Source organism: Mesorhizobium sp. M8A.F.Ca.ET.021.01.1.1 (assembly GCF_003998025.1).
In the GTDB taxonomy this organism is placed as follows: Bacteria; Pseudomonadota; Alphaproteobacteria; order Rhizobiales; family Rhizobiaceae; genus Mesorhizobium.
Window position 1 is genome coordinate 1 of the sequence record NZ_RZSJ01000138.1, and the last position, 11,866, is coordinate 11,866.

The window sequence follows — 11,866 nt, forward strand, 5'->3', positions numbered from 1 at the left end:
ACCGACATCACGCTCAACGACGACCCCGAGGCGCGCACGCGAGAATGGATCGAAAAGACGGACCAATGGCGCTGAGGCGAGAACCACATGTGCTTGTCGTCGGTGGATCGGACTCCAGTGGCGGTGCTGGAATTGCACGCGATATCGAGACGATCTCTGCCATTGGCGTGCGCACCTGTCTCGCCGTCACAGCGCTAACGGTGCAAACGCATGACGCCGTGATCGAAATCTATTATTCGCCACCTAGCCTGGTGGCCAATCAGATGTGCGCCGCGCTGCAGGCCAACGACGTGGCCACAATCAAGATCGGCATGCTGGCGACTGCCAAGATCATTGTTGCCGTTGCCGCAGTGCTGCGCAAATTTCCGCATGTCCCCGCAGTACTCGACCCTGTGCTGGCCTCCACCTCAGGCCGCGCACTTCTGCAAGCAGGCGCTATCGCTGCCATGAAGCGCGATCTTATGCCGCTTTGCTGCATTGTCACGCCCAACCTCCCTGAACTGGCGCTCCTTAGTGGCTCCGAACTGGCAGTGGATGAGGACGGAGCGCTCCAACAAGGAAAAAGACTGCTGGCCGCCGGCCCTCAAGCCCTGCTGATCAAGGGTGGGCATGCGTCGGGAACCCGGTCGACCGATATTCTGTTACGCTCCGGGCACGAACCCATCCGCTTCGATGCACCGCGCCTTGCCACATCGATGCGCGGGACAGGTTGCATGCTGGCCAGCGCGATTGCGGCGCATCTGGCGAAGCCGAAGCCGCTCGAAGACAGCGTGCGCGAAGGCAAGCTGTTTGTCTTGGAGAGGCTTCAGAAATGCCGGCTGAATAACCACAGCGTTCTGCGTCCAGCCAAGCAGACCCATTTTCCAGAATTTTTCCCGTAGCGAGACTAGAGAAGGGGCTACTGCTTCTCTATGCCATCCTCACAACGCGTTGAGTTTCTCACTGCCAATTATGCGACTTTCGAGGTGCAAATAGCGAATATCGAGTTCTTAGTGACAGAAACGACCGGAATTGGTTGCGTGGATCACCAGGTCGCTACCGATTGGGTCAGCGACTCAATAGAACGTCACATCTCTGTCCACACTCGAGCTTATTTGCCGCAAACGCGTCGAGCCCCGCGTCAATCGGTCTTATAATAGTATCCGGGGCAGCTCCAAAGCTGTGGCATCGGCTACCCGCCGGCCGTGGCGCTTGCTGTTCGAGCGTCGGACGCCGCCTGCCATTGAACATCTGATGGGCTATTGGGTGGCGGCGACACACTCATCCAGGTGCAACTGGCTTTTTCAACTCGGGAACCAGCAGAAGCCTTCGCTGCGTCGCAACATTTGGATTATGTCGTACAGCCCGATCTTCCAGAGAAAACAAGACCTAACGTTCGAAACCTGTCACGCAACCAACCACCGAATGAAAGATCCAGCGTGCGATCGCAGGGAGGTAAGAATAACCGGTCTGGCTTTCCTATCGCCGGTCCAGGTTAAGACCAACGACGTCGTCACGACATCAACACAGTGCGCGAAGCGCTCGTATTCCTGAATCAGTGGCCAAAAGCGCGTCGGGGACCGGTATTCAGTTGCGCGGTGAGAAGCAGCAACGCAGCGATCGCCGGACAGATGACACCCGAGCAGGCGCGGCAAGCATTGTGGGATTTGCCAGGATTGCCGGCGTGCTGGCCAAATCTGATTTCGTCGTTGGTGGCGACTGATTTAAAGCTGCAGGAAGATCACCGCCGGTAACGCGTTGGCCCGCTGCTCGCCAAGACGGAAAGAACGCCGCCTTGTGAGTTCCAATAATGGGCGATGCGGGAATTGCACATGTCTGTGCCCATCTGTCCGGCCGAAATGCAAATGGCGTCACTGGCGAAGGTCAGCGAACGCGGCACGCAGGGCTGGATTCTTTTGACTTGCGGCAAGCCGACATAGGTGCTGGCTTGATGTCTCGGTCACTGCGACGTGTCATGCCGATTCATTCGTCAGCTACCATGACGATGCGGCGCGTCGCCTGCGATCAGTTGATCGAACCGCGGTGCAATTCGGGACGCTTCGTCGATCCCGACAGTTGCGCAAAGGGAAGCCAAATCAGCGACTAGAGGCAACGTGGCTACGGATTCGAAGGGACCCCGCTGTTGCCGAAGAGGTGACTGGTGGAATGTCAAAGATCACCTCGTGAAAGGCCATTTGGGGCCACCTAATGATAAAGCCGGATGCCGCTATCGGGTCCTGGCACGGGAATGACGGTCCGGCCCTACGGTGGATCGAGTTCGGTTCATGTCGCTTCGCAAGGAGGATGTGTTCCGGCGTCTGCCCGAACCCCTCTTTCTCGCATTCTGCGAGGTTGCGCGATCGGGCCGCTCGGTCTCTGTGCTGATCGCCCCTCCTGTTGCCATCGATCGATTCCGCTTCCGGTGCGCACGCACGTGTCGCGCGTGGCAATCATGCAAGGTCGTGAATCATAGGAGGATGTACATGCTTTTGTCGGATTTCGGCCGCATCGGGTTCGATCCGTTTGTGGAAATGCGGCGCATGCAACAGGAAGTAAACCAGCGTTTGGCCGGGCTGACCGCCAGCGCCGCTCAGGAGTTTCCGCCGATCAATCTTTGGACTGGCGAGGACAGCGTGGCGGTGGCCGCGGAACTGCCGGGGATATCACCTGACGAAATCGGCCTCACGGTGCGCGAGAACATTCTGACATTGAAGGGAACGCGCGAGCCTCGAACGGAGGACGAGAAATCCGTCTGGCACCGCCGTGAGCGCGCCTATGGGACCTTCTCCCGGACAGTGCAATTGCCATTCCGCGTCGACCCGGAACGGGTCGAGGCGCGTTTCGCCAACGGGCTGCTCGAAGTCGAGTTGCACCGGCCGGAGGCGGATCGGCCGAAGAAGATCCAGATCAAGGGATAGAGGGAGGCAAGCATGGCTCAGGAACGCGGATCGGCCGTCGCACCATGCTGCTCAATGCCCGCAAGGTGCTTTACGACCATAGTTCGGCCATCACCATCCTTCTCGCCTTCAATGACATAACGGCCCGTCGTATCATCGAGCGGGAGAAGGAAGAACTGCTCGGTCGCACCGAAGACCTGCTTCGGCAGAAAGACGTCCTGCTGCGCGAGATGGAGCATCGGGTTGCCAACAGCCTGCAGATCATTGCCTCGATCCTGTTGCTGAAGGCACGCTCGGTGACGTCGGAAGAGACGCGCCAGCATCTCAAGGACGCCCATCAGCGCGTTCTGTCCGTGGCCGAGGTGCAACGCCATCTCCACACCTCCGCCGGCGTCGACGAGATCGATGTCGGCTCTTACCTACCGAAATTGTGCAGCAGCCTCGCCTCGTCGATGGTCGGCGAAGCCCAGCCGATCACGGTCACCGTAATGGCCGAAGGCGGCAGGATAGATTCGCAAAGGGCAGTCAGTCTGGGACTAATTGTCACCGAACTCGTGCTCAACGCCATCAAATATGCTTTCCCCAAGAAGAGAACCGGCGCTCGCATCCAGGTGAGCTACGAGACCGCGGGCAGTGACTGGAAACTGACGGTTTCGGACAATGGCGTCGGCAAGATCGCCAACGACGTACCGGCTACCGGACTTGGAACAGCCATCGTCGAAGCACTGGTGAAACAACTGGAGGCCAGGGTGGAGATTATCAGCGATATTGACGGCACCAGCGTGTCGGTCACCCGGGCGACGTTCACCTCGCGCGTGCCGCGAGCGGCGTAAAAACCGTTACTACGATGCTGCCTTCCGGACATCGCCTGATGTCCAGGGGATCTTCTGCCGCCACGGCCTTGTCCCCGGAGCGCAGGACTGCCAGTCGCATCGCATAAGCCGAAACCTCTCAGTCGGTTGAGGGCGCTTCCGATGGCCAAGATCCGCTTTTTTGGCGTTCAGCCGGTGGGACCAAGCTCTGAAGCTGACGCTGCGCAGGTCTTTGCGTGGATGACTCGGTGCGGTCGGTAAACTCGAAGTGGCGGTTGTGTGCGTCAAGTTCTGCAAAATGGGGCGGCCACGATGCTGGTCATGCGGCTTGGCGTAGAGCGAGCTTCTTGTGCTCGCGCAGGTCGTCAATGTTGATGTAGGGCCTCCATCCAGTTTTCGTTGGTTTCGACAGCCGGCGCCCTGACGAGGCGCAGGCAGCTTTCGGCGTTGGGGAAGATGCGCACGACATAGGTGCGCCGGCGGATTTCCTCATTGAGCCGTTCAAGCATGTTGGTGCTCTTGAGATGCTTGTGATGCTGGCGCGGCAGGCAAAAGAAGGTCAGCGTGCGCTCGATGGTCTCCTCCACCGTCGTCCATCTCGGCCTCGAGCACCTCCTGCATCACCGCACGGATCATTTCGTGAAGTCCGTCCGGGTCTGAAAGCAGAATGTCTTTGACGGCAGCGCTGGCGGTCTTACTTTCAATCTTGGTCATGGTGGCGTTCCTTCGCGGGAATCGGCGACATGAACAATCACCAGATCCCATGGCGACGGATGGATAGCGGCGCGTGCTCTGGCAGAGTGACGCTGCTAACAAACACCCCGCGGAGGAACACCATGCATGTAGTGGCCGACCGATCCGAAACTCTGACTGCTATCCGGACTGGTCTGGGCGCAATCTTCGTATCGCTGGAGCTCAGCCGTTCAACCTGGCTGATCTCGTCGTTGTCGCCAGGTGGCGGCGAGAAGTTGTCGAAACACAGTGTCCCCAGTGGTGATTTATCCGCCTTGTTCCGTCGCTTCGATAGCGTGCGAGAGAAGGCAAGAGCACGCATGGGGCCAGACTTCCCCGTCGTCGCTATCCAGGAAGCCGGGCTCGATGGCTCCTGATCCATCGGGTTCTGAGCAAGGCGGGGATCGAGAGCTACGTCGTTGATCCCGCTTCTATCGCAGTGTCTCGTCGCAGTCGCCGAGCCAAAACCGATAAGATCGATGGTGAAACGCTCGTCTCTCCTTGCCTTCAAGCGAGGCGAACCGCGCATATGTGCAATGGTCAAAGAGCCAACACCGGAGCAGGAGGATCGCCGGCGTATCTGTCGTGAACGCAAGGTACTGACGACCGAACGGGTATATAAAACGCCGCTCACTCAGAATGGTCTCGTCGCCCGAGCCCAGCGGCCGTAGGCGGGATGTTGGTGCAGCCGTGAAGAGCAGCGACCGAATGTGAGGTTGATCTGCTCGGTTACGAGCAGAGTCCTGCAAGTCGGGTTCAACCTGGATCCCATAATCGATATGACAAGCTAATCCCACTTTGACCGGCGCTCAGCACACCTAATTTCGAGCCGCGCCGACCTACACACCCGCTATCGACATGATCCGAGTGGCGGCCTGAACTAGGCCGGCAAACTCATGTTCGTTGGCACTGTTTTTCGCTTGCATCCCGGTTAGGCGGGGACAGACGCCCTACTGCGACGCCTGCCCGGCTTGTCCGTGTCTCGCTCGCCTGACGTTTCGGGTTCGGTCTCAATGATCTCGCCCGCCACCACGGCGCGGGTCCGCTCCAGCATCGCGGGGATGTCCCGCGCGGGCAGCGGGCGGCTGAGCAGGAAGCCCTGCGCCTCGGTGCAGCCTTCTCTTCGGACCCGTTCCAGCTGCTCCACGGTCTCGACGCCCTCGGCGGTGGTCTGCATCCCGAGGCTGTTGCCGAGGCTCGTGACCGCTCGAATGATGGCGACGGAACTGTCGATATCTCCGGCGTCCGTGATGAAGGATTGATCGATCTTGATCTTGTCGAATGGGAACGAGCGCAGATAGCTCAAGCTCGAATATCCGGTTCCGAAGTCGTCCATCGCGATATGAACGCCGAGCATGTGGATATGTTGCAGCATCGAGAGAGTCGCCTGGCTGTTGGCCAGCAGCACTGTCTCGGTGATCTCAAGCTCAAGCCGGCTGGGGGGCAGTCCCGAGATATCCAATGCCTCGACGATGGTGGAGAGCAAGCGCGCGTTGCGAAATTGCGCCGGGCACAGATTGACGGCGACCTTGATGCTACCGGGCCAGCTTGCCGCGTCGAGACAGGCTTGCTTGATAACCCATTCACCGATCGGGACGATGAGGCCGATGTCCTCGGCCAGCGGGATGAATTCTCCCGGGGATACGATGCCGCGCGTCGGGTGATGCCAGCGCAGCAGCGCCTCGAAGCAGCTGACCTCGCCGCGGTCGAGATTGAGGAGCGGTTGGTAGTAGATTTCGAACTGCTGCCGCACCACCGCTTCGCGCAGGTCGAGTTCGAGAAACCGCCGCGCCTGCATGCGCGCATCCATTTCCGGTTCGAAGAACCTGTAGGTTCCGCGGCCTTCCGCCTTCGCCCGGTAGAGCGCCATGTCGCCGGTCTTGAGAAGTTGGTCGGCGTCAATGCCATCGTCCGGCGCGATCGAGATGCCGATGCTGGCGCTGATCATAACCCCGTGGCCATCGACGACATAAGGTGCGCTCAGCCCATCAATGACCCGTTGGGCAAGAGCTGTCGCCTCGACCGGCTGATCAACCGCGGTTTGAATGATCACGAACTCATCGCCGCCGAGCCTTGCCACGGTGTCGCCTTCACGGGCCACCTGTTTCAGTCTGGCGGCGACCTCCTTCAGCAAGGCGTCGCCAACCGGGTGCCCCAGCGTGTCGTTGACCATCTTGAAATGATCGAGATCGAGGCAGTGGAAAGCAATCTTGCTACCATCACGCCGCATCTCGACCAAAGCCTCCTCGGCGCGTTCGCGGAACAATATGCGATTTGGAAGCTCGGTAAGTCCGTCGTGGCGCGCCATGTATGAAATCTTGGCTTCGCTCCGCCGCAAGTCGGTCACGTCATGGTGAGTGGCAAGCCACCCGCCGCCCGGCAGTGGCTGATGGATGAGGTCGATGGTGCGTCCGTCCCTGAGTTCCACCAGGCTCACCGTCCGCTCTGCGCGATCGATGGTCTCCGTCAGCTGCTGCACATACTTTTCCGGGTCATGGCCGGCATAGAGGCCCGCCGCGATCCGGAACCGCATCAAATCGATCCACGGCGTGCCGGGACGAGTCAGGGGCTCCGGCACATGGTAGAGATCGGCGTAGCTTTGGTTGCACAGAACCAGCCGCCTCTCCGCATCGAACATGCAAAGCCCTACGGGCATATTGGCGGCGGCCGCGGCCAATTGCTGCCGCTCCAGCTCGGCTTCTCGGGCCAAGGCATCGCTGCGCTCCAGGCTGGCCCGGTAGCCGGCAAAGGCCGAGAACAGCACTCCAACCTCGTCCTGCCGATCCCTTTTCAGCGCAATGAGACTCGAACGGCGCTCGCCCTGCGCCAAGCAACGCATCGCCTCGGTCACGGCGAGGATCGGCTTGCTGACATTGTGGCGTATCCAGGCGACAAGCCCACCAAGACACCCGGCGGCAAAAAGAACTGCCAGCCAAGTCAATCTTTGCGCAACGGTGTAGGTCCTGTCCGCCATCACCGCCGCGGCCGTGCTGCGCTCGTTGGTGAGGGCCAGCAGGTCGTCCAATCGCTGCGTGGCGGCGGCAACGGTCGGGAGCGATACCGTCTCGAACTCCTTGACAGCCATTGTTCGCCCTCCTGTTTCGAGGAGCGGGAAAATCGATGTCAGGGAATCTTCGTAGGCCGTCCATAGGTTGACGAACTGGTCGAACAGCTGCTGCTCGGCCAGCGATCCGGCACTCCGGCGATAGGCGCGCCGACCTTGCAGTATTTCGTCGCTTTCCCTCGCCATCTCCTTCTCAATGCCGGCTATCTGCGCAGCCTCGGCAGTGCGCACGCGCAACGTCGCATAGAGCTGGTGTTCCGCGAGGTTGCGCTTCATCTCGCCGACGATCTGGACCTGGGGCAACCAAACGCTGGTGATCTCGCTCGTGACCTTGTTGAGTGATCGCAGTTGCGCGACCCCAAATACTCCCACGGCCACGACGCACAGCAGCGCCAGCCCAAAGCCCAACGAGAGCTTGGTCCCGACGCTAATGTCCTTTAGCCCTCTCATCTAGAAAACTGCAAACGCAAGACCAGTCCTCGTCAAATAGCATCGAGCTTTAGCGAATAGTAAAAGTATTCCTAGTGTCGCGTCTAAGGTATTAATGCTGGCTTAAGACTGCGTAATCCCCTAGAGGATCGACCAAACCACGTTGTAAAAGGCCGGCGGATGAAGCTCACCGATTTCCATATGATCCGATGACGGGCCTACAATGAGATCGAGGTGCTCGCACCTAGTCTTGGAAGCCGCTTGCAGCTTCTTTCACCGCACCGTGGGATCGGCCTTCGATCCCCTTCGAATGTAGCGAGGCCAGCCCATATTATGCACGACGATGGGGCTTTGAGGCTGGCAGTCGAATCTATGATCGGCAGTGTTCATCAGCCGAGGAAGGAGCGCCGCGGCGCGCGCCGAGGCGGTGCGCGAACTCGAGCGTGATCGCCGAGATCGAGGCGAAGGAGCCGCTCGAAGCGCTCGACACCTTCATGGCGCAGAACGCATCGATGATCCAGGCCCAGCATGCAGCCTCCAGCTTCGATGTCCATCGGGTCCTTCAGGCCATGGACCACGAGCCGAGACCGCCGCAAGGCGATGCCGGACTGATGCGGCTGCCGGTGGTCGACATGCAAGGCCGGCCGCTGGCCAGCGAAGCCGAGTTGCGCTATTCCATTTTCCACCGCTTGACCTCGGGCGCGGTGAAGGTGGTGGCGGTGCAGCTAAAGGGAACTCCGACTGGAGCCATGCTGACACGCACGTTCACCGTGGAGGGCGTGCCCTACCGCATGGACCTGTTCGGCGGCAGCAAACTGAAGCCGCCGCAAAAGAGCCTGAACCAGCTTGCCTCTCACCTGCCTTTCACGGCCGCAGAGGCCCCAAGCGGCAAGCTTTTGGCGATCCCCTATGCCGAGACGGCTCCGGGTACGGCCTTTGAGCAGCTGTCGCGGGCCTGGGCGCCGTTCAAGGAAGCCTATTACTATACCCAGCGCCGCGGATTTGCCGCGCCGCCGGGCATCCCCGACATTGGCCCCCATGATTATGCGCTGGAAGGGTGCTTCAAGCTGTCCCTTCTGCCCGACCATCCCGCAGGCGCAGTGCATCCCTTCCGGTTCGAGGGGCGAGACGGCGAGATCGCCTTGCGGCCGCATGACGGCTGCGGCTTCATTAGGGCCTCACTGGCCGAGCGCATGCCGTCCATTGCCCGGGCTCGCCACGACGCTCCCGAGCGGATGCCTGCCTATGCCGATAAAAGGCAATCGGCGGTACCGCCCTCGGCGCTGCAACATTATCCGCGTAGCGTCGAGGTAGCACAGGAGACCCGCGAGAAGGCTCAGGCTTGGCTCGAAACCCATCAAAGCCTCACCGCCGAGGAGCTGTTCCGGACGGTCACGGGCGGGCATATCGAGGGTTCGAGCGCTATCGCCGTGCCGTCCAGCGACGAATGCCTGCATGTGCCGACGGGCAAGAGCAAGACCTTGACCCGTGACGCTGGCGTGCTTGTCGGACGCTCCCCCTATGACAAGCCCAACCTGCGCCCGTTCGCCGCCGACCGGGTCAGGTCGGCGCGCGATGGCGACCGGACCGCGGCGTTCCTGGATGGGTGCGTGGCCTTCCAATATAGCTTCAACTTCGCGCACAGGTCGGGGGCTGGGCTTGCCGCCGACGATCCGACCTTCTTTGCCAAAGGCATCTTGATCGTTGTGCCCGACGAAATGTGGCCGGCGGACTTCGCCGAGCGCGGGGTCGTGATGTCTGCCGAGGACGTAAAGTGCCATTCGTACTGGCTGGAGGAAAAGGACCGGGTCAAGGCCGACACCGCGCTCGAGTGCGTCGGCATCCTGCAGGCGACGGAGGTGTTCGCGCCCGGCTCTTTGGTTGCGGTTCCAAGCGTCGAACAAAAAATGCTCGACGGCGATTTTGATGGCGACACCGTCGTCATCATTGGCGACCAGCCTCGCCTTTACGAGCATGTGCGCCAGTTCGACGCGCAGCTGCAGGCGCGCGGCATCGCCTCGATGAAGCCGCCGAAGTCGCACACGCCGGCCATTGAGAAAAGCGGCTACCAGTTCACCCGGTCCAAGCAGATCCTGTCGGCCACCGGGCTGGTGCTGGAGACCTACAGCTGCCTGCAGCGCAACGTGCTGGCGCAGCCGCTGGAGGCGCAACGCTGGTTTGCCGAGCGTGCCATCTTCGGCACCTACGAGGGCATTCATAATGAGCTCAAGGCCGACATCCGCGCACTGTTGCAGGAAGATCGGCCGGATGGCCAGGCCCTCCATGAGCTCATCGCCAGGGCGAGGGAAGACAGCAAGGCCGCCAGGCATCCGGTGGCCTGCGAACTGGCCGCGTTGTTAGTGGCCGAGCTCCAGGACTGGAACCTGCAGCTCAATAGCGAGCCGGCTCATGAGCAGTCGGAAGTCAAGCTGCATGAAAGCGCCATCAATCTGTTGAGCGTCGGCATCAAGGTCGGCACTGACGCCTACAAGTCCGATACCGGTGCGCGGGTGTTCATGCAAAAAACCACCGAATTGCAGCGGCTCTTGGAGCAGAGGCCGGGCTTCAAGTCGGCGCCATATGTCAAGGCGCAGGCGGCAAAGCTCCACCAGGGCCGGTTCGACGTCGATGGCAGCCTGGCGGATCTGAAGGACAACCCCACGCTGGCGGCATCGGTCATGGAGGCCTCGATCAGACTCGCCGTCGAAAAGCGCATTCTGCTCAGCGCCTTAGCAATCTCGGCCGAAGACGACCGCGCCAGCACGATAACGCTGAGCAGCGAACAGGCCCTTGAGCGGGCCAGGCTCGAAGCCGCCCCCGCCGAAGCGCAAGAAAGCGCGATTACCAAAAATTGTGCATGCGGTTGCCGAGCTTTTGCGGCAGGACGGCATCGAGGTGAAGGTGCCGCATCTTGACCAACGGTCGGGCGGGCAGGTCTGGATAGCCGACGAGTTGACCGGCCAGAGCGTGAGCACGGCGCCGGAGGCCCAACTGGTCACCAATGCCGTGCGCCATGTCTTCGAGATCCCGGACGAGGCTTTTACGCGCGCCTTCAGGAAGGCGGCACTGGCCTTCGAGGAGCGGGACTGCAGCGAGGTCGAGACCACCAACTGGGTCATCAGGATGGACAGGCCGCGGTTACGCGGCGTTCACACGGCGTTCAGAACCGCGCAGAACTATCGCTTCGAGGTCGAGTTCCCTACGCCGGCCAGTTATCGGGCCGAGCTCGCGCACCGCGCGCAGAGCTCACAGCTAGTCCCCATTCCCCGTGGTGCCTGGGAGATATTACACTGGGACTCGTCAGGAGAAAGCAGGTCGAGGGCGGCAGGGACCTCCAGGTCGCCCATCGTCGCAAGACAACAGATTGCGGTCGCTCGCTCGCCGCAAGCCGGCGAGATCCTCGCGGCCCTCGGTACGCGGCCGGTCGTGCTCGTCGGCATGCCGGCGAGCGGCAAGTCGACCATCGGCGCCCAGCTTGCCAAGGAGTTGGGGGTGGAGTTTGTCGACATCGATAAGCATATCGTCGCCGATCACGGCAATCTGATGGAGATGTTCGCCGACCCTGGCCGTGGCGAGGCGCACTTCAGGGACCTGGAGACCAAAGAGCTCGCCAAGCAGCTGGAGAGAGGCCCCATTGTCATCGCAACCGGCGGCGGCTGCTTTGGCAAGGAGTCCAATCAAGCCCTGATTCTTAATAAGGCGAGGTCGATCTGGCTCGACACCCGAGCTGAAAGAGCTCCGCAGGCGCCTCGAGAGGGACACCAGCCGGCCGCTGCTGCAAGGCGCCGACATCGAGCAGAAGGTTGACCAGCTGTACGAAGAGCGCAGTCCGTTCTACCAAAAGGCCGATATCAGGTTGCCCCTCGTCCCGCCCTTTCAAAAAGACAAGAAGGACGCCCGCATTTGCGTGAAGGAACTCTACGCTTTCCTGTGCAGCGACAGAGAAGCCGCTC

The 11,866-nt window shown here is 60.9% G+C and carries 8 protein-coding genes and 3 pseudogenes; 8 read left to right on the top strand and 3 right to left on the bottom strand.

Features of this window, described 5'->3' with window-relative positions:
* Nucleotides 1-65 precede the first annotated feature (65 nt).
* From EOA36_RS13490 to EOA36_RS13510, 4 genes and pseudogenes are all read left to right on the top strand, one after another.
* Nucleotides 66-881 (top strand): hydroxymethylpyrimidine/phosphomethylpyrimidine kinase, encoded by an 816-nt coding sequence (locus tag EOA36_RS13490; RefSeq protein WP_126057617.1) that lies wholly within the window; start codon nucleotides 66-68, stop codon nucleotides 879-881.
* A 627-nt stretch (nucleotides 882-1,508) separates the two neighbouring features.
* Nucleotides 1,509-1,733: a DUF982 domain-containing protein gene (locus tag EOA36_RS13500; protein WP_245454712.1), complete on the top strand. Its 225-nt coding sequence runs from the start codon at nucleotides 1,509-1,511 to the stop codon at nucleotides 1,731-1,733.
* A 531-nt stretch (nucleotides 1,734-2,264) separates the two neighbouring features.
* Nucleotides 2,265-2,897, top strand: a complete 633-nt coding sequence (locus EOA36_RS13505; RefSeq protein WP_126057616.1) for an Hsp20/alpha crystallin family protein — start codon at nucleotides 2,265-2,267, stop codon at nucleotides 2,895-2,897.
* A gap of 29 nt (nucleotides 2,898-2,926) precedes the next feature.
* Nucleotides 2,927-3,709: pseudogene (locus tag EOA36_RS13510) on the top strand (sensor histidine kinase); the annotation flags it as partial.
* A 298-nt stretch (nucleotides 3,710-4,007) separates the two neighbouring features.
* Here the strand turns inward: EOA36_RS13510 and EOA36_RS13515 are convergent.
* Both EOA36_RS13515 and EOA36_RS13520 read right to left on the bottom strand, forming a co-directional pair.
* Nucleotides 4,008-4,290: pseudogene (locus tag EOA36_RS13515) on the bottom strand (transposase); the annotation flags it as partial.
* The gene (locus EOA36_RS13520) at nucleotides 4,190-4,402 is read right to left on the bottom strand and encodes a hypothetical protein (protein ID WP_126057615.1); all 213 of its coding nucleotides are present in this window, start codon (nucleotides 4,400-4,402) and stop codon (nucleotides 4,190-4,192) included. The pseudogene EOA36_RS13515 and the gene EOA36_RS13520, both read right to left, overlap by 101 nt.
* A 122-nt stretch (nucleotides 4,403-4,524) precedes the next feature.
* On the opposite strand from EOA36_RS13520, the pseudogene EOA36_RS13525 reads away from it, so the two are divergent.
* A pseudogene (locus tag EOA36_RS13525) lies at nucleotides 4,525-5,037 on the top strand (transposase); the annotation flags it as partial.
* 314 nt (nucleotides 5,038-5,351) lie between these two features.
* Here EOA36_RS13525 and EOA36_RS13530 read toward each other — a convergent pair.
* Nucleotides 5,352-7,934 carry an EAL domain-containing protein gene (locus tag EOA36_RS13530; RefSeq protein WP_126057614.1) on the bottom strand — a complete coding sequence of 861 codons (2,583 nt, stop codon included), beginning with the start codon at nucleotides 7,932-7,934 and terminating at the stop codon, nucleotides 5,352-5,354.
* Between the two features lie 422 nt (nucleotides 7,935-8,356).
* Between EOA36_RS13530 and EOA36_RS13535 the strand changes: the two genes are divergently transcribed.
* The 3 genes from EOA36_RS13535 to EOA36_RS38800 all read left to right on the top strand — a co-directional run.
* Nucleotides 8,357-10,828, top strand: a complete 2,472-nt coding sequence (locus tag EOA36_RS13535) for a hypothetical protein (protein WP_245464344.1) — start codon at nucleotides 8,357-8,359, stop codon at nucleotides 10,826-10,828.
* On the top strand, nucleotides 10,809-11,720 hold the full coding sequence (locus tag EOA36_RS38795) for a shikimate kinase (RefSeq protein ID WP_245454709.1): 912 nt from the start codon (nucleotides 10,809-10,811) through the stop codon (nucleotides 11,718-11,720). Before EOA36_RS13535 ends, EOA36_RS38795 begins: the two co-directional genes overlap by 20 nt.
* On the top strand, nucleotides 11,689-11,866 hold a 178-nt coding region (locus tag EOA36_RS38800; RefSeq protein ID WP_281040055.1), incomplete at its 3' end, for a hypothetical protein. The genes EOA36_RS38795 and EOA36_RS38800, both read left to right, overlap by 32 nt.